The sequence below is a fragment of the Pectobacterium sp. PL64 genome, assembly GCF_022477975.1.
Taxonomy (GTDB): Bacteria; Pseudomonadota; Gammaproteobacteria; order Enterobacterales; family Enterobacteriaceae; genus Pectobacterium; species Pectobacterium jejuense.
This window is the reverse complement of record NZ_CP092070.1, coordinates 2,472,526-2,491,643: the sequence shown is the minus strand read 5'-3', so window position 1 is coordinate 2,491,643 and position 19,118 is coordinate 2,472,526. Positions and strand designations below refer to the sequence as shown.

Here is a 19,118-nt window from a genome sequence, read left to right as displayed (position 1 = left end):
TTTTAAGGATTAGCCTTTCAGAGTTTTTTTATTGTCAATAAAATTGATGAATTAGAGAAATGATATCAAAATTTTTAGGACTAATCCCCAAGAATAGAGGGTTAATCATTAGCTATTTTTACCTATTGAAAAAGTAAGGGAATGATAGCGCCGAAAAATAGTGTCAAAGTCATGCACGAAAAAGTGCCGAAGGCTCGATGCTGAGAGAGGGAATGTGTGGGCGGCGTACCGCCCACGGGAAGAGAAAACGGTGACTGTCGGTCTTACTCTTTATCTGGCGTGTTAGACGTATTAACGGAAAGGATGTTTTGCGGCTCGGGTATTTCACGCATCCAGGCAAACAGCAGACGATAGGAAACGGCGAGGACGACCGGGCCAATAAATATCCCTATCATGCCAAATGCCAGCAATCCGCCAATCACGCCGGAAAGAATCAGCAACATAGGAAGATCGGCACCCATTTTGATTAAGACCGGGCGGATAACGTTATCGATGGTGCCAACGACGCAGCTCCAGACCAGCAAAATGGTGCCCCAGGTGTTATCGCCCGTCCAATACAGCCAAATAATGGCAGGAATCAATACAGGAAGCGGCCCTAGCTGTGCCAGACAACACAGAAACATCAGCACGGTTAATAGCGTGGTGTAAGGAATCCCAGACAGCCCCAGACCAATTCCGCCTAATACCGATTGCACGATGGCCGTTACCACCACGCCCAGTGCGACGGCGCGAATTGACTGCGCTGCCAGAATCACCGCGGCATCGCCGCGCTCCTGTCCCAGCCGGATAGCGAAATGTCGCACGGCCTTCGCAACGGCTTCACCCTTGTAATAGAGCAGGGCGCTGAAAATAAGCATCAGGGAACAGTGCATCAGAAAACGCCCAACATGTGCTGCCTGTGCAACCAGCCAGGTTGCGGTTTTACCAAAATAGGGTTGCACCTTGGCGAACAAACCGCTGCCGCCGCTTTGCAACAGCGCCTGCCAGCTGTTGAACAATTTCTCACCGACTAAAGGAATGGACGTCAGCCACTCCAGCGTTGGCGGTGAAAAGTTTTCCTGTCTGCCCCCCCAACTCATTAGCGCCGAACTGTTCTCCACCACGCTACTGACAAGAACGGCAATCGGGACAATAAATAGCAGGATGAGCAGCAGCGTCATAACGAGCACGGCCAGAGAACGTCTCCCCCATAATAGCGCCTGAAATTTAATCAGCATCGGCCAGGTGGCAATGACCACCATACATGCCCAGGCGAATCCCAGAATAAAAGGCTGTACCACCCAAAAACAGGCAATAATCATGATGGTAATAAACACCAGACTGAACAGGATTCTGGCCAGATCAAATCGTGGTGGCTGGGAATATTTGCTCAATGAATCATTCCTCAATAGCAAAAGAAAGGGCTTAGACGAGGTCGCTTGGGTGAAACCATATAGTCATCCGTCATCATGAGATATTTCCGAGGGTTTTGACAGTGTGTTGAACATTTTGTTGGTGAAACAGCCATTAGCCAACACGCTGTATATTTTTGCCGATCCGGGAGCGCACACGATTGCGAAATGTGATAAAACGTGATGTCCCCGATGACAGAGCGGCTATATCCGGCTCTTCACAGGCATATCACGACATATTGGCAAACACATCATGTACGGACAGGGTCAAAAAATAATGATCCCACAGATCACGCAATCTCCCGGGCTGGTTCAGCCGGTGCTTAATTTTCTGGAAGCATTGAAGAAAAATGGATTCACGGGCGATACGGCGACGAATTACGCCGATCGTCTGACGATGGCAACGGATAACAGCATCTATCAACTTTTGCCTGATGCGGTGGTTTTCCCCCGTTCAACCGCCGATGTCGCGATCCTCTCGCGGCTGGCGGGCGAGACACGTTTTTCAGGGCTGACCTTTACGCCACGCGGTGGCGGGACAGGAACGAACGGGCAGGCGCTGAATCGCGGCATCGTGGTCGATATGTCGCGTTATATGAACCGCATTCTGGAGATCAACCCTGAGCAAGGCTGGGTGCGTGTCGAAGCTGGCGTCATTAAAGATCAGCTTAACCAATACCTGAAGCCTTATGGCTATTTCTTTGCCCCCGAGCTCTCGACCAGTAACCGGGCGACGCTGGGCGGCATGATCAATACCGATGCATCAGGGCAGGGTTCGCTGGTGTACGGGAAAACCTCAGACCATGTGCTGGGGCTACGTGCGGTCCTGCTGGGCGGCGAAATGCTGGATACGCAGGCTATGCCGGTAGAGCTGGCAGAGAAACTGGCGTTAGAAGATTCCGCCATCGGACGTATTTACCATACGGTGCTGCACCGCTGTCGCGAACAGCGTGCGTTGATTATCGACAAATTCCCTAAGCTGAATCGTTTTCTGACGGGTTATGACCTGCGTCATGTGTTCAGCGACGATCTCCAGACCTTTGACCTGACGCGTATTCTGACCGGCGCTGAAGGCACGCTGGCGTTTATCACTGAAGCGAAGCTCGATATCACGCCGCTGCCGAAGAGCCGCCGTCTGGTCAATATCAAATACGACTCCTTCAATTCCGCGTTGCGCAATGCGCCGTTCATGGTGGAAGCGAAGGCGTTGTCCGTTGAAACCGTGGATTCCAAAGTCTTAAACCTTGCCCGCGAAGATATCGTCTGGCATTCCGTTAGCGAACTGATTACTGATGTGCCTAATCAGGAGATGCTCGGCCTGAATATCGTTGAGTTTGCGGGTGATGATGAAGCACTGATTAACGGGCAGGTCGACGCGCTCTGTCAGCGGCTGGATACGCTGCTGGCAAACGGAGAAGGTGGGGTGATTGGTTACCAAACCTGTAACGACCTGGCCGGCATCGAGCGTATTTATGCCATGCGGAAAAAAGCCGTCGGGCTGCTGGGCAACAGCAAAGGGCAAGCGAAGCCGATTCCGTTCGCGGAAGATACCTGCGTGCCGCCACAGCATCTGGCCGATTACATCGAAGAATTCCGTGCGCTGTTAGACAGCCATAATCTGACGTACGGCATGTTCGGCCACGTCGATGCCGGAGTGCTACACGTTCGTCCGGCGCTGGATATGTGCGACCCGCAACAGGAAATGCTGATGAAACAGCTTTCCGACCAGATTGTTGCGCTGACGGCCAAATATGGCGGTCTGCTGTGGGGAGAGCACGGTAAAGGCTTCCGCGCCGAATACAGCCCTGAATTCTTTGGACCGGAGCTGTATGCCGAGCTGCGCCGTATCAAGACCGCGTTCGATCCTGATAACCGACTTAATCCCGGTAAGATTTGTGCGCCGCTGGACGTGGATGCGCCGATGATGAAAGTCGATGCGGTCAAGCGCGGCACGTTCGACCGCACGATCCCGCTGACGGTGCGCACGGCGTTTCGTGGCGCGATGGAATGTAACGGCAATGGGCTGTGCTTTAACTTTGATGCCCGTAGCCCAATGTGCCCGTCGATGAAAATCAGCGGCAACCGGATTCATTCACCGAAAGGCCGTGCGACGCTGGTGCGTGAATGGCTACGCCTGCTGGCAGAGCAGGGCGTCGATCCCGTAGCGCTGGAAAAAGCGTTGCCGCAGCAGAAACTGAGCCTGCGCGCCTTTATCCAGAAGACCCGCAATACCTGGCAGGCGAAGCAAGGGGATTACGATTTCTCGCACGAAGTCAAAGATGCGATGTCGGGCTGTCTGGCGTGTAAAGCCTGCTCAACGCAGTGCCCTATCAAGATTGACGTGCCCGGTTTCCGCTCTCGCTTCCTGCAGCTTTATCACACGCGCTATCTGCGTCCGGTGCGTGACTATCTGGTCGCCGGTGTCGAAAGCTATGCCCCGCTGATGGCGCGCAGCCCGAAGACGTTTAACTTCTTCCTGAAAATGCCGCTGCTGAATAACCTGAGCCGCAGCCAGATCGGCATGGTCGATTTGCCTCTGCTGTCATCGCCGTCGCTGCGCCAGCAGTTTGCCGGACACAGTGGCGTTAACACCACGCTTGAACAGCTGGAACAGTTGCCGGAAGCGGCGCGCCAGCAGTATGTGTTAATCGTGCAGGATCCGTTTACCAGCTATTACGATGCGCAGGTGGTGGCCGATTTCGTCCATCTGATCGAAAAACTGAAGCTGAAACCAGTGCTGTTGCCGTTCTCGCCGAACGGGAAGGCGCAACACATTAAAGGCTTCCTGCAACGCTTTGCCAAAACGGCCTCGAAGACGGCAGATTTCCTGAACCGCGTCTCTAAATTAGGGATGCCGATGGTGGGCGTCGATCCGGCGCTGGTGTTGTGTTATCGCGATGAATACCGTGAGATTCTGGGCGATAAGCGTGGCGATTTTCAGGTGCAGCTGGTGCATGAATGGCTAGTGACGGCATTGGCAGACAGCACGCCGCAGCCTGCCACTGGCGAATCCTGGTATCTGTTGGGGCACTGTACGGAAACCACTGCGCTGCCGATCAGCACCAAACAGTGGTCCGACATTTTCTCGCGCTTTGGTGCCAAACTGGAGAATGTCAGCGTCGGATGTTGCGGCATGGCGGGAACCTACGGGCATGAAACCAAGAACCTTGCCAACTCGCAGGGAATCTATGCGCTGTCCTGGCAGCAGGTGTTGCAGAAGTTACCGCAGAAACGCTGCCTGACTACTGGCTATTCGTGTCGCAGTCAGGTGAAACGCATGGAAGGCAGCGCATTGCGCCATCCGCTACAGGCCTTGCTGGAGATTATCTGATGCTATGGAAACGACAGGTTACGCTTGAGCAGCTTAATGAACCGAACCAAACGTGTATGGTGGGTCATGTCGGTATCCGCTATACCCATATCGCGGAGGATTATCTGGAAGCGGTGATGCCGGTAGATTCTCGCACGCGCCAGCCATTTGGCTTATTGCACGGCGGGGCGTCTGTTGTGCTGGCGGAATCGCTGGGTTCCGTCGCGGGTTATCTGTGTTCTGAAGGCGATCAGCAGGTGGTGGGGCTTGAAATTAATGCCAACCATCTGCGAGCCGTGCGTGAAGGGGAAGTGCGTGGCGTGTGTCGTGCGCTTCACGTTGGCCGCCGTAGTCAGGTGTGGCAGATTGAGATTTTTGATGACCAAAATCGCCTGTGCTGCATTTCACGTCTGACGACGTCGGTCATTACGCCGTAAATATGAAGCACGAAACCAGATTGCTGGCCGGTCTGGTTTCGTTGCTCCTCAGGGGAGAAACGGCACACGCTTAACGAAGTCGGTCTGAAACGCGGTGGCTTTATCCCATGAGCCCTGCATGCTTAACTGATGGCAAATCGACTTCAGCGTGTTACGGGCAAAGTAGTAGCTTTGCACGCGAAACAGGTGGCAACGCCCTTCATTATTAATCTCTTTAATCAACCGATTGTGCAGCTTGACCAGCGCATGCAGATAGCTGTCGTCATCGCCATTTCTCAGACAGAGTTCAACCATGTCCATGCAGGCGTTATGATAGCGACGTAAATGGTCAATATTGCTTCCCGGACGGTTCAGGCGAGCTTCCGCCATATAGAAATCAACGGTGGCATCGCGAATCTGAAATTTATATTCGTCAATTTGGTGGTGCAGCCAGGCATTCACGGAAAGCATGGTTATCGATCCTGAATATGAAATGATAATCATTATCATATTGTTAAAAAAGGACATGATCAATGGGTAAAATGTGCTTTAACGTCAAAAGTCCGATCGGAAATCACATAAATCTTCATATACCTTCCCTGTTTTACAAATAGGTATCGCCGATAAATGTTATAATAATGATAACGAGATGATAAATTTCACCTCCCCGAAAGGGACAGGGATGATATTATTAATTCATTTATTATCAAGTGGTTAGTTGATTTATTGCCGCATTGTTTGGCGCGTCAGAGACGTGTAAAATAGCGCTATTGGCTCGCTAAAAACCGAAATGTTACGAATAGCCCTGCGAAACAAGAGGTTGAAGCTAGTTTCATTATCACTAACATTAGGGGAAACCAGCCTAAAACTGGTACCACACGCAATGAGGTATTCCATATGCAAGCGGAAAATGTAGGGACGTTTTCACTGGATGAAAATGTCTGGCAAGGATTGACGCTGACCGACAGCGCCGTGAAGCAGATTAAGAATCTGATGAAGCAGGATGAAGCCGTGCAGGGACTGCGGCTCGGCGTTAAACAATCAGGCTGTGCGGGATTTGGCTATGTGCTGGATCTGGTACAGGAGTTCGAGACCGACGATCTGGTATTCGAACGTGATGGTGCAAAACTGTATGTCCCACTGAAAGCGATGCCTTTCATTGACGGCACAGAACTTGATTTCGTCCGTGAAGGGCTGAATCAGATATTCAAGTTTAATAATCCCAGAGCGCAGCATGCTTGTGGATGTGGCGAAAGCTTTGGCATTTAAGTGATGAAAAATTATGGCACGTAGCACGGTAGATGTACCTGATGATGTCCAGATCTGGATGGGTGATGGACGCTATAAAGAAGGTTTCTTCACGCAGTTGGAAACCGATGAGCTGGCGCACGGCATCAACGAAGATGTCGTACGGGCGATTTCGGCGAAGCGTAACGAACCTGAGTGGATGCTGGAATTCCGTCTCAACGCCTACAAAGCGTGGCTGGAGATGGAAGAACCGCATTGGCTGAAAGCCCATTACGAGAAACTGGACTATCAGGACTATAGCTATTATTCCGCGCCTTCCTGCGGTAACTGCGATGACAGCTGCGGCTCTGAGCCCGGTGCCAAGCAGCAATCCGGGATTACGGACGTGAATAATTACCTGACCAGCGAAGTAGAGAATGCGTTTAATCAGCTGGGTGTTCCTGTCCGTGAAGGCAAGAAAGTGGCGGTCGATGCGATTTTCGACTCCGTTTCTGTTGCGACCACGTATCGGCATGAGCTGGCTGAAAAAGGCATTATCTTCTGCTCATTCAGCGAGGCGATTCAGGAGCATCCCGATCTGGTGCGTCAGTATCTCGGTACGGTCGTCCCAGCGAACGACAACTTCTTTGCGGCGCTGAACTCGGCGGTTGCCTCCGACGGCACGTTTGTGTACATCCCGAAAGGCGTGCGCTGCCCGATGGAACTGTCGACGTATTTCCGCATCAACGCGGCGAAAACCGGTCAGTTCGAGCGTACGATCCTGATCGCCGATGATGACAGCTACGTTAGCTACATCGAAGGCTGCTCCGCGCCGGTGCGTGACACCTACCAGCTGCACGCTGCCGTGGTGGAAGTCATCATCAACAAGAATGCCGAAGTGAAATACTCCACGGTGCAGAACTGGTTCTCCGGTAAAGATGACGCCGAAGGCGGTATTCTGAACTTCGTGACCAAGCGCGCGCTGTGTGCAGGCGAGCATTCAAAAATGTCATGGACGCAGTCAGAAACTGGCTCCGCGATCACCTGGAAATACCCGAGCGTTATTCTGCGCGGTGACTACTCCGTCGGCGAGTTCTTCTCTGTTGCGTTGACCAACGGTCGCCAGCAGGCCGATACCGGCACCAAGATGATCCACATCGGTAAAAACACCCGTTCGACCATCATCTCTAAAGGGATTTCCGCCGGACGCAGTGAGAACACCTACCGTGGTCTGGTGAAGATCATGCCGAGCGCAACCAACGCCCGTAACTTCACCCAGTGTGACTCTATGCTGATCGGCAGCGAGTGCGGCGCACACACCTTCCCATACGTGGAAGTGCGCAACAATACCGCGCAGCTGGAGCACGAAGCGACGACCTCGAAGATCGGTGAAGATCAGCTGTTCTACTGTCATGCAACGCGGTATCAGCGAAGATGACGCCATCTCGATGATCGTGAACGGATTCTGTAAGGACGTCTTCTCTGAATTGCCGTTGGAATTTGCGGTAGAAGCACAAAAGTTACTGGCGATTAGCCTGGAACACAGCGTGGGTTAATTCGGCGGTTACCGGGATTTTCACAGAGAATAATGAGAATCATCGGTCCCGGAATTCATTAAGCGCTCGCCACATTGGGCGTTGGAAGGAATAAGCATGTTAAGCATCGAAAATTTAAAAGTCAGCGTAGAAGGCAAAGAGATCATCAAAGGGCTTAATCTCACCATTAAGCCGGGTGAAGTTCACGCGATTATGGGCCCGAATGGCTCAGGAAAAAGTACGCTCTCCGCGACGCTGGCTGGACGCGAAGAATATGAAGTGACCGACGGTTCGGTGAACTTCAAAGGGAAAGATCTGCTGGAATTGTCTCCAGAAGATCGTGCGGGCGAAGGCGTCTTTATGGCGTTCCAGTACCCTGTCGAGATCCCCGGCGTTAGCAACCAATTCTTCCTGCAAACCTCCGTTAACGCGGTGCGCAAATACCGCGAGCAGGAAGCGCTGGATCGCTTTGACTTCGCCGACTTTATCGAAGAAAAGATCGCGCTGTTGAATATGCCAGAAGATTTGCTGACCCGTTCGGTCAACGTAGGCTTCTCCGGCGGCGAGAAGAAGCGTAACGACATTCTGCAGATGGCAGCACTGGAGCCAGATCTGTGCATTCTGGATGAAACCGACTCCGGTCTGGACATCGATGCACTGAAAATCGTCTCTAACGGCGTCAACTCCCTGCGCGACGGCAAACGTTCGTTCATCATCGTCACGCACTACCAGCGTATTCTTGATTACATCAAACCGGATCACGTCCACGTTCTGTATCAGGGTCGTATTGTGAAATCCGGTGATTTCTCGCTGGTGAAACAGTTGGAGGAGCAAGGCTATGGCTGGCTTACCGACGAGCAATAAGACGAGCGATAACGCGACGGGTAAAACCAGCATCGCACAGAAACAAGAACAGGCGCTGCAGCAATGGCATGGTCTGTTTGAACGCGATGCGTCGCGCCGTTCTGAAGGGGCGAACCAGCACTGGCAGGACGTGGTGCGCCTTGGCTTACCGCACCGTAAGCATGAGCACTGGAAGTACACGCCGCTGGATGGCTTGCTGAGCAACGAATTTGTCGCACCACAGGCACCGTCTCTCGATCGTGCAGCGGTAGACGCCTTGGCCTTAGCTGTAGATAGCTGGCGTCTGGTGTTTGTCGATGGCGTATTCAACGCCGAACTCAGCGACAGCGCCTGGGGCCCTTATCAGGTTGACGTACAGGCGTCGCGTGCGCATGGCGTGCTGCCTGCGGCCATCCAGTCCGAAGTGTTCCTGCACCTGACCGAAAGTCTGGCTAGCACCAGTACGCTGATTCGTCTGGCTGCCGGACAGCAGGCGGAAAAACCGCTTTACCTGTTGCACATTAGCAGCAGTCAGGAAGCCGCGTTGAATACGGTTCACCATCGTCATCACCTGAACGTTGAACGTGGCGCGAGTGCGGAAATTATCGAGCACTACGTCAGTCTGGATGAGCATGCGCACTTTACTGGCGCACGCCTGACGGTGAATGCGGCAGAAAATAGCCAGGTTAGTCACTATAAGCTGGCGTTTGAAGCGGCAGCAGGCTACCACTTCGCGCACAACGATCTGGTGCTGGCGCGTGATGCTCGGGTTCGTAGCCACAGCTTCTTGCTGGGTGCGGGTCTGACGCGTCATAACACCAGCGCGCAGTTGAACGGCGAAGGCACTAATCTGTCCATGAACAGCCTGATCCTGCCGGTTGGTAGCGAAGTGTGCGATACGCGCACGTATCTGGAACACAATCAGGGCTATGGCGAAAGTCGCCAGTTGCATAAAGTCATCGTCAACGATCGCGCCAGAGCGGTGTTTAACGGCATGATCAAAGTTGCGCCGCATGCGCTGAAAACTGACGGACAGATGACTAACAACAACCTGCTGCTGGGTCGACTGGCTGAGGTTGATACCAAGCCGCAGTTGGAAATCTACGCAGACGACGTGAAATGCAGTCACGGTGCCACTATTGGCCGTATGGACGAAGAGCAGCTGTTCTATCTGCGTTCTCGTGGTATTACGCAGCAGGATGCGCAACAGATGATCATCTTCGCCTTTGCGGCGGAAGTCACAGAAGCGATTGAAAACGAGTCTCTGCGAGATGTGGTTCTGGAACGTATCGCGCAGCGTTTGCCAAACGCGCTGGCGAATGCCGGCAAGGCGGTATGATGAGTTATCCTATTGAACGGGTTCGTGCCGATTTCCCGTTGCTGGCAAGCGAGGTTAACGGCCAGCCGTTAGCCTATCTTGATAGCGCCGCGAGTGCGCAAAAACCGCACGCAGTTATCGATCGCGAAGCCGAATTCTATCGCCATGAATATGCCGCAGTGCATCGCGGTATTCATACACTGAGCGCGCAGGCGACCAGCGCGATGGAAGCCGTGCGCGAGAAGGTCGCCTCCTTTATCAATGCGGCCTCAGTGGAAGAGATTGTTTTTGTCCGCGGGACGACGGAGGCCATCAATCTGGTGGCTAACAGCTATGGTCGCACCTTTATCCAGCCGGGCGACAACCTGATCATCACCGAGATGGAACACCATGCGAATATCGTTCCCTGGCAGATGCTGGCGGAAGCGCGTGGCGTTGAGGTTCGCGTATTGCCGCTGTCCGAAGATGGCTCGCTGGATGTCGCAAAGCTTCCCGGCTTGTTGGACGAGCGTACTCGCCTGCTGGCGGTGACGCAGATCTCTAACGTACTCGGTGCCCTAAACCCAGTTAAGGCCATGATCGCACAGGCAAAAGCGGCTGGCGCGGTTACGTTGGTCGATGGTGCGCAGTCGATTATGCATCAGACGGTCGATGTGCAGGATCTGGACTGTGATTTCTTTGTCTTTTCAGGACATAAAATCTACGGCCCTTCGGGTATTGGCGTGCTGTATGGCAAACGTGACCTGCTTCAGGCCATGCCGCCATGGGAAGGCGGCGGGGCGATGATTCGTCAGGTTAGCCTGCGTACGGGCACCACCTATGCTGACTCGCCGTGGCGCTTTGAAGCCGGTTCGCCGAATACGGGCGGCATCATGGGCTTAGGCGCCGCACTGGACTATGTGACGTCGCTGGGGCGTGAAGAGATTCAGCGTTATGAATCCTCTCTGATGCAGTATGCGCTCGAAGCGCTCACGCAGGTGTCCGATTTGACGCTATACGGGCCTGCTGAACGCCACGGTGTGATTGCGTTTAATCTTGGGCAGCACCACGCCTATGACGTTGGAAGTTTCCTCGATCGGTACGGTATTGCGATTCGCACCGGCCACCATTGCGCGATGCCGCTGATGGAATACTACGGTGTTCCGAGTATGTGCCGCGCTTCGCTGGCCGTTTATACTACACGCGAAGAAATTGACCGGCTGGTTGCCGGATTGCAAACGTATCCATCGATTGCTGGGCAGTTAAGCGCCGCGCGCGGATCTGTTCGGGGAGGAAAACATGGCGAGTCTGCCAGAACCGCAGAAACTGGCGCGCAACTTTGCGCGCTGTAATGATTGGGAAGAAAAATATCTTTATGTCATCGAGTTAGGGGAGCGTCTTGACCCTCTGCCCGACGAGTGGCGTAATCCAGATAACCTGATTTCGGGGTGCCAAAGCCAGGTTTGGATTGTGACCCAGCCCGATGAACAGGGCATTATCACCCTACACGGCGACAGCGATGCCGCTATCGTGAAAGGGCTGATTGCGGTGGTTTTCAGCCTGTATCAGGGGCTGACAGCGCAGGAGATTGTTGAGCTAGATGTGCGGCCATTCTTCGAATCGCTGGCGTTGAATCAACACCTGACGCCATCCCGCTCTCAGGGGCTTGAGGCGATGCTGCGCGCGATTCGTGCGCACGCCGCCGCACTGCTTTAATTTTCTTCCCTGTTTTCTGCTTTCCTGAAGTATAAAAAAGCGCTGTGACGGAAAAAACGTCCAGCGCTTTTTTGTTTTTTCATTTACTGATTTTTACCAACGGCACGTTATTGTTTTTTGGCAGATTTATTAACTCGCTGATATTTCAGAATTCGTCCCGTATATTTATTTCCCATTAAATTTTATGCTGGCTCTGCTTTGTAAAGAATTGAATATCAATGCTTTGATTTTTAAATAAAATATTCTTTTGTTACAACAATGCTAATATATACCCACGCTCGGTGGAAAGGGGCAACAATAGCCGCATTGACACCAGATATCCCTGAACCATTCAGGTTGCAGAAACGCGAATGCACAGGCAGCTTGAGGTATGACGGGGTAAACGGGTATAGCCAGCCGGATACTGCATTCTGGGTACAGAACCGGATGTTGTTGATAAATTACTTATGTTAGTTGTGATGTAGGGAACCTAATATGAAACGCGCGTTAACTTTACTTGGTATGGCCTTCGCGGCATACCTGGCCAGCACCGCCGCCAAAGCGACGGAATACCCGCTACCGCCACCCAATAGCCGACTTATTGGCGAAAATATCGCTTATACGGTCCCCAATGATGGTCGTCCGCTGGAAGCTATCGCTTCGGATTTCAAGATTGGTCTGTTGGGCATGATGGAAGCGAATCCCGGCGTGGATCCTTACCTGCCGACAGCGGGTTCCACCCTCACGATCCCAACGCAAATGCTGCTGCCGGATACCCCGCGTGAAGGCATTGTGGTCAATCTGGCGGAGCTGCGCCTCTACTACTACCCGAAAGGGAAAAATACCGTCATCGTTTACCCGATCGGTATTGGTCAACTGGGGCGTAATACGCCACTGATGACGACCAGCGTAAGCGAGAAGCGTGAAAATCCGACCTGGACGCCAACGGCGAACATCCGTAAGCATTATCTCGAAGAGCAGGGCATTAAACTGCCTGCCGTCGTTCCGGCTGGCCCGGATAACCCAATGGGGTTACACGCGTTACGTCTGTCCGCACACGGCGGTGTTTATCTGCTGCACGGTACAAATGCGGACTTCGGTATCGGCATGCGCGTAAGTTCCGGCTGTATCCGTCTGCGCCCGGATGACATTAAGGCGTTGTTCGACAACGTGCCAGTCGGTACGCGAGTGCAGATTGTTAACGATGCGATTAAAACGTCCGTTGAACCAGACGGCAAACGCTACGTTGAAGTGCATCAGCCTCTGTCGAAAACCGATAAGGACGATCCACAAACCATGCCGATTGCGCTGACAGCGAAGACGCAGAAGTTTGTTAAGGATGCGGAGACGGACAGCAAAGCCGTTGCTGATGCCATTGTGCGTCGTTCAGGCATGCCAATCGTGGTTAGCGTAGGGCAAGACATCAATACCTACCAACCGCCTGTAGAATCGGCTCCAGAAGCGCCTGAAACGCATCAGGTTGCGCCGATCACGGCGATCAGCACCACTGCTCGGTAATACGGAAATAAATCGGCCAGATGCGTTTAGGCGCATCTGTGCTGGCCCCAGGGATAGGGCAGAAGGATGAAGATACCTGACAAAGCGAAAAAGGGATTGGAAGAGCACGCTGAAAAGGTAAAACGCAGGCAAAAAAAATGGCGCACAGTGTGCGCCATTTTCACTACTTAACCAGTTCGATTACTTTTTGTAAGTACGAACTTGGTTGTCCAGACGCTGGTTAGCACGAGCTGCGTCATCTTTAGCAGCTTGTACGTCAGAGCGGATTGCGTTCACGTCGTTGCTCAGTTGGTCAACTTTAGCGTTCAGAGTCTGAACGTCAGAAGACAGCTGATCAATTTTAGCGTTGCTTGAACAACCAGCAAGCAGAGTAGAACCCAGGATTACCGCGCCCAGTACCAGTTTAGTACGATTCATTATTAATACCCTCTAGATTGAGTTAATCTCCATGTAGCGTTACAAGTATTACACAAACTTTTTTCTAATGAGAATAAATTTTTGATGAGAACATGCTTAATTTTGATCGTTCGCTCAAAGAAACAGCGAGTTTTACATATTCATTAAAAAAGTAAGGAAAACAGTGCTATTTTTATCGGATAACTCTGAGGCTTTAGGCTATTAAATGACGTGTTACATAGACGCATTAATTAGGTTATCGCACTGTAGAAAGTCGTTTCAGAATATAAAAAAAGCGCCATTAAGGCGCTTTTTACCGATCTGATCGTTGTGATTAGAGACGGTGTACGGAAGCGGTATTGGTTGTGCCGCTGGAAACCAGTGCACCAGACACCATAACCACAACATCGCCAGCTTGCGCGTGGCCGCTGTTCAGCGCGGCTTCTTTACCGATACGGTAGAAATCATCAGTAGAAGCGATTTCCTTCACCAGCAGCGTATCAATGCCTTTGCTCAGCAGCAGCTGACGCGCAGTAACGTCGTTAGTCGTCAGCGCCAGAATGCGAGCGTTCGGGAAGTATTTACGGATAGATTTGGCAGATTTACCGCCGCTGGTCGCAACCACAATCAGTGGCGCATCCAGTTTCTCTGCAGTTTCTACTGCACCACGGCAGACAGCCTCGGTGATACGCAGAACCGGGGGAGTCTTAATTGTATCCAGACGGCTTTTCATCACGGAATCGGTACGCTGACAGATCGTCGCCATGATGGTAACGGATTCCAGCGGGTATTTACCTTTCGCACTTTCACCAGACAGCATCACGGCATCGGTACCATCGATGATGGCGTTCGCCACGTCGCCAGCTTCAGCACGGGTAGGGCGTGGGTTTTTGATCATGGAATCCAGCATTTGCGTCGCGGTGATCACCACTTTGCGTGCCAGGTTACATTTCTCAATCATCATTTTCTGCGCGAAGATCACTTCTTCAACCGGGATTTCAACACCCAGGTCACCACGAGCAACCATGATGCCGTCGGATGCTTCCAGGATTTCGTCGAAGTTGTTCAGACCTTCCTGGTTTTCGATCTTGGAGATGATCTGGATGTGCTCGCCGCCGTGTGCTTTCAGGTGAGCACGGATCTCTTCAACGTCAGAACGTTTACGGATAAAAGATGCTGCAACGAAATCGACGCCTTGCTCGCAACCGAAAATCAGATCGCGTTTGTCTTTTTCGGCCAGAGCAGGCAGTTGGATGGAAACGCCAGGCAGGTTGACACCTTTATTCTCGCCCAGATCGCCATTGTTCAGCACTTTACAAACAACGTCGTTACCGTTGATTGCCGTCACTTGCATACCGATCAAGCCGTCATCAACCAGAACGGTGTTACCAACGCTGAGGTCTTCGGTAAATCCAGCGTAGGTTACTGCGACGCGATCTTTGTTGCCCACGATGCTCTGATCGGTGGTGAACGTGAACGTTTGACCTGCGGTCAGCGTGACGTCCGCGCCGTTTTCCAGCTTCATGGTACGAATTTCAGGGCCTTTGGTGTCAAGCAGGATAGCGGCTTTCTTGCCGGTTTTTTCCATTACGGCACGCAGGTTCTTGATGCGTTGACCGTGTTCTGCGTAATCCCCGTGAGAGAAATTCAGGCGCATAACATTCATGCCAGCAGACAGCAGGTTGCCAAGCATTTCTTCTGACTCTGTTTTCGGCCCGATGGTACAAACAATTTTTGTCTTTTTCATAAGATAGTTTCTGCAAGTTGTGATGGATAAAAAAACGAGTGAACCAGTGGCGATGCGAGATAAGCCGCTGGAAAGAATGTGTGAGGGAACAGTATAGGAGGTAAGTATAGATGGTCGTCGTGAATGGGTGATGAAATGCACAGCCGCTCGTCGCATGAGATTAGCGGGATTCGCGTTGGCGATGCCGTTGATAATGATGTTATTGATAGTGGCACGTTGTTTAGCTGAAACCATTCAATTGAAACGACGTTCCGTATTATAGTTATTAAGCGACGAGAAACAAGGTGGTAAAAGGGATGAAATTGAATATTTTGTCGTGTTTACGCAAAAAACTGATCGATTTGGTGTTTTTACCTAACTTTGTTGCGCAACTGCCTAACAAATCCGCTGTAAGAATACGGAATGACGGCGAACGAGAGCAAGTGGTTGATTCTTGTAACCGCGGGCAATAAATAAAGAAAACACGTGTAAGCGCCGTGTTTTTCTGTCGATCCGTATCACGTTTTTGTGTCATGCTTCTTGAGAAGATAAATGCAGGTGGTAGTTTACCTGCCATTGCGGATTGTTACTGCGTTAGCAGGCAAAACCAGATGCTCGTTCTTGCTACGGGTGTCTGGTTTTTTTGTTTCCAGGGTTTGAAAAATGAAGATTGCCAAAATACTCAACAATAATGTCGTTACCGTAATCGACGAAAACAATAATGAGTCGGTTGTAATGGGACGCGGGCTGGGCTTCAAAAAGCACTCTGGCGATCTGCTGGATGAAACGCTGATTGAACGTGTGTTTGTGATGAAATCCGGCGAGTTGACATCGCGCTTGCAGGAGTTGCTGTCAGAGATCCCGATGGATGTCATCACGACGGCAGACAAGATTATTCTGCTGGTAAAAGAGCGTTTGCCCGGGAAACTGCAAAACAGCGTCTACATCTCCTTAATAGATCACTGTCACTTTGCGATAGAGCGCCACAAGCAAGGGGTGGATATCCGTAATGTGCTGCTATGGGAAATAAAGCGCCTGTATCCAAAGGAATTCGCCGTTGGTCTGGAAGCGCTGGATATTATTGAGCAGCGTCTTGCCGTGCGGTTACCGGAAGATGAAGCGGGATTTATTGCGCTGCATTTGGTGAACGCGCAGCTTGACAGCGAAATGCCTGAAGTCTTGCAAATTACCAAAATCATGCAGGAAATACTGAACATTGTAAAATATCAGCTGAGTTTGGATTATAACGAGCAGGCGTTAAGTTATCATCGTTTTGTGACGCATTTGAAGTTTTTTGCGCAGCGGCTAATAGGAAAAAGCGCGGTATTTAGTGATGATGAATCATTACATGATGTCGTAAAAGAACGATATCAATTGTCTTATCGCTGTGCGGAAAAAATACAGGTTCATATTATTCAAAAGTATCAGTATACGTTAACGAAAGAAGAGTTGATGTTCTTAACGATTCATATTGAACGCGTACGGACAGAAGGTCAGGATAAAATAAAACCCGGTGATGGATAATAATTTCTGCTAATTTGCTTTTCGTCACAAAATAACAGTATGACAAGATAAATGTCCTTGCATACGGTGAAAGCGAAAGCATAGAGTATGTGGAAAGCAAATTATCAGATGAAGTTGGTTTTATTGTCGGCGCAGTAATCACGCTGACAAACAAGCAGGATTGTTACTGTCAGGCTAGTCTAGGCGGGCAGGCAAAACCTAAATCGTTTTCTCAATGCTTATTGGGAAAAGCGATTTAGGTTTTTTTTTGTCTCAAACAGAGCTGGCAATCTTAAATTATTGATATTTAAGTCTGTTTAGTATTAAGGATAGACGATGGAATACAAAGCATTAGCAACAGAGATACTCGATGGTGTCGGCGGACGTGGCAACATCATTAGCGTGATGCACTGCGCAACCCGATTACGCTTTAAACTAAAAGACAACAAAAAAGCGGATGCCGCTGCGCTGAAAAGTAATTCAGGCGTGATCATGGTGGTTGAAAGTGGCGGACAATTTCAGGTCGTCGTCGGCAATCATGTCAGTGACGTCTATCGCAGTTTACAGAATGTTTCTGGATTGACGGATCAGGCTGACTCTTCAGGTAATGAAGACGGCGATGAGAAGAAAGGTAATATCCTTTCCCGCTTTATCGATATTATATCTGGCATATTTACGCCATTAATTGGCGTCATGGTTGCTTCCGGTATTTTAAAGGGATTCTTAGCGCTGAGTTTAGTGTGCGGCTGGATGGTTGAAACCAGCGGAACCTATAAAGTTCTGTTTGCAGCAAGCGATGCATTATTCTTTTTCTTCCCCGTGGTGTTAGGTTATACCGCAGGGAAGAAATTTGGTGGAAATCCATTCGTTACCATGGTGATTGGTGCCACGCTGGTGCATCCTTCCATGATTGCTGAATTTGGCGCTATGCAGAATGCGAATTATCAGCAACTTTATTTCCTTGGCATTCCGATCACATTTATTAATTATGCCTCTTCCGTTATTCCCATTATTTTCTCAGCCTGGCTCTCCTCACGTCTGGAAAAGCCACTGAATGCGATATTGCACATCAACATCCGCAATTTCTTCACGCCGTTACTGTGCCTCTGTATTACGGTCCCCGTTACGTTCCTGCTGATTGGGCCGGCGGCAACCTGGCTTGGGCATATGCTGGCCGGCGGCTACCAACTGATCTACGGGCTGAACTCCACGATTGCGGGCGCACTGATGGGCGCGCTGTGGCAGGTGTTCGTGATTTTTGGTCTGCACTGGGGTTTAACGCCGCTGATGATCAACAACCTTAGCGTGTTGGGACACGACACACTGCTGCCGCTGCTGACGCCTGCGGTATTAGGGCAGGCAGGCGCGGTGCTCGGCGTGTTGCTGCGTACGCGTGATATGAAGCTGAAAGGGATTTCTGGTTCGGCGTTCTCGGCAGCAATCTTTGGTATTACCGAACCTGCGGTGTATGGCGTTACGCTGCCGCTGAAGCGTCCTTTCATCTTTGGCTGTTTAGGCGGTGCTATCGGCGCGGGTGTTCTGGGATATTTCAACACCACGATTTACTCCTTCGGCTTCCCGAGCATCTTCACCTTTACTCAGGTTATCCCGCCGACCGGTGTAGATAACACGGTCTGGGCTGCGATCATTGGTACTGCCATTGCCTTTACCTTCGCGGCTGTGACGACCTGGGCGTTTGGGATTCCAGCGCAAGAAAAAACGACAGAAGTAAATGCGCCTGCGACAGCACCACAAACCACGCAGCGTCAGAGTGATGCAACGCGCAAGCAAGAGATAAACAGCCCGATCGAAGGTACGGTTCTGCCACTTGAACAAGTCGGCGATGAAACGTTTGCCAGTGGATTAATGGGAAAAGGGATTGCGATTAAACCGCTGGCCGGGCGCGTGGTTTCACCGGTGAACGGCACGGTTGCCTCGCTGTTCAAGACCAACCATGCGATTGGACTCGAATCGGAAGAGGGGGCCGAGGTGCTCATTCACATCGGTATCGATACGGTGAAATTGGATGGTCAGTATTTCACTGCATACATTAAGACTGGCGATGTCGTGAAGCAGGGCGATCTTCTGGTGGAGTTTGATTATCAGGCGATTGAGAAAGCCGGCTATGACACGACAACGCCCGTCATTATCACCAATAGCGAAGATTACGTTGATGTTCTGCCTACCGCCGGAAACGCCGTGCAGGAACAGGGCGCTTTGCTGACGTTAATCCGCTGACATTGACATTTACGACCCAATTG

At 51.2% G+C, this 19,118-nt stretch carries 13 protein-coding genes and 2 pseudogenes; 11 read left to right on the top strand and 4 right to left on the bottom strand.

From position 1 onward, the window contains the following. Positions 1-263 precede the first annotated feature (263 nt). Positions 264-1,373 carry an AI-2E family transporter YdiK gene (gene ydiK / locus HP572_RS11060; protein WP_240585642.1) on the bottom strand — a complete coding sequence of 370 codons (1,110 nt, stop codon included), beginning with the start codon at positions 1,371-1,373 and terminating at the stop codon, positions 264-266. A 295-nt stretch (positions 1,374-1,668) separates the two neighbouring features. On the opposite strand from ydiK, the gene HP572_RS11055 reads away from it, so the two are divergent. After that, positions 1,669-4,722 (top strand): FAD-binding and (Fe-S)-binding domain-containing protein, encoded by a 3,054-nt coding sequence (locus tag HP572_RS11055; protein ID WP_240585641.1) that lies wholly within the window; start codon positions 1,669-1,671, stop codon positions 4,720-4,722. After that, positions 4,722-5,138, top strand: a complete 417-nt coding sequence (gene menI, locus HP572_RS11050) for a 1,4-dihydroxy-2-naphthoyl-CoA hydrolase (protein ID WP_240585640.1) — start codon at positions 4,722-4,724, stop codon at positions 5,136-5,138. The genes HP572_RS11055 and menI overlap by 1 nt, the downstream gene beginning before the upstream one ends. A 48-nt stretch (positions 5,139-5,186) precedes the next feature. Here menI and HP572_RS11045 read toward each other — a convergent pair whose 3' ends face one another. Next, positions 5,187-5,588, bottom strand: coding sequence for a hypothetical protein (locus tag HP572_RS11045; RefSeq protein WP_015840662.1), 402 nt, complete (start codon positions 5,586-5,588; stop codon positions 5,187-5,189). A 426-nt stretch (positions 5,589-6,014) separates the two neighbouring features. On the opposite strand from HP572_RS11045, the gene sufA reads away from it, so the two are divergent. The 7 genes and pseudogenes from sufA to HP572_RS11010 all read left to right on the top strand — a co-directional run bounded on the left by sufA (position 6,015) and on the right by HP572_RS11010 (position 13,232). Further along, positions 6,015-6,386 carry a Fe-S cluster assembly scaffold SufA gene (gene sufA / locus HP572_RS11040; protein WP_005970398.1) on the top strand — a complete coding sequence of 124 codons (372 nt, stop codon included), beginning with the start codon at positions 6,015-6,017 and terminating at the stop codon, positions 6,384-6,386. 13 nt (positions 6,387-6,399) lie between these two features. Further along, positions 6,400-7,900 (top strand): annotated as a pseudogene (gene sufB, locus HP572_RS11035) (Fe-S cluster assembly protein SufB). 96 nt (positions 7,901-7,996) lie between these two features. Continuing rightward, positions 7,997-8,743 carry a Fe-S cluster assembly ATPase SufC gene (gene sufC, locus HP572_RS11030; RefSeq protein ID WP_240585639.1) on the top strand — a complete coding sequence of 249 codons (747 nt, stop codon included), beginning with the start codon at positions 7,997-7,999 and terminating at the stop codon, positions 8,741-8,743. Next, positions 8,718-10,061: a Fe-S cluster assembly protein SufD gene (gene sufD, locus HP572_RS11025; RefSeq protein ID WP_240585638.1), complete on the top strand. Its 1,344-nt coding sequence runs from the start codon at positions 8,718-8,720 to the stop codon at positions 10,059-10,061. Before sufC ends, sufD begins: the two co-directional genes overlap by 26 nt. Continuing rightward, a pseudogene (sufS, locus tag HP572_RS11020) lies at positions 10,061-11,278 on the top strand (cysteine desulfurase SufS); the annotation flags it as partial. The gene sufD and the pseudogene sufS, both read left to right, overlap by 1 nt. Before the next feature lie 40 nt (positions 11,279-11,318). Next, positions 11,319-11,735 (top strand): cysteine desulfuration protein SufE, encoded by a 417-nt coding sequence (sufE, locus tag HP572_RS11015; protein WP_103860441.1) that lies wholly within the window; start codon positions 11,319-11,321, stop codon positions 11,733-11,735. Positions 11,736-12,209: 474 nt separating this feature from the next. Next, a complete protein-coding gene (locus tag HP572_RS11010; RefSeq protein WP_240585637.1) occupies positions 12,210-13,232 on the top strand; it encodes a L,D-transpeptidase family protein in 1,023 nt (340 codons plus the stop codon). Positions 13,233-13,412: 180 nt separating this feature from the next. Here the strand turns inward: HP572_RS11010 and HP572_RS11005 are convergent, their stop codons facing one another. Further along, the gene (locus HP572_RS11005) at positions 13,413-13,649 is read right to left on the bottom strand and encodes a major outer membrane lipoprotein (RefSeq protein WP_005970385.1); all 237 of its coding nucleotides are present in this window, start codon (positions 13,647-13,649) and stop codon (positions 13,413-13,415) included. A gap of 313 nt (positions 13,650-13,962) precedes the next feature. Beyond that, positions 13,963-15,375, bottom strand: a complete 1,413-nt coding sequence (gene pykF / locus HP572_RS11000; protein WP_014915791.1) for a pyruvate kinase PykF — start codon at positions 15,373-15,375, stop codon at positions 13,963-13,965. A 642-nt stretch (positions 15,376-16,017) separates the two neighbouring features. On the opposite strand from pykF, the gene licT reads away from it, so the two are divergent. Together licT and bglF are read left to right on the top strand one after the other, a co-directional pair. Further along, a complete protein-coding gene (gene licT, locus HP572_RS10995) occupies positions 16,018-16,878 on the top strand; it encodes a BglG family transcription antiterminator LicT (RefSeq protein ID WP_240585636.1) in 861 nt (286 codons plus the stop codon). A 315-nt stretch (positions 16,879-17,193) separates the two neighbouring features. Beyond that, complete coding sequence (gene bglF, locus HP572_RS10990; protein WP_240585635.1) at positions 17,194-19,095, top strand: PTS beta-glucoside transporter subunit IIABC; 1,902 nt, start codon at positions 17,194-17,196, stop codon at positions 19,093-19,095. Positions 19,096-19,118: the final 23 nt, after the last annotated feature.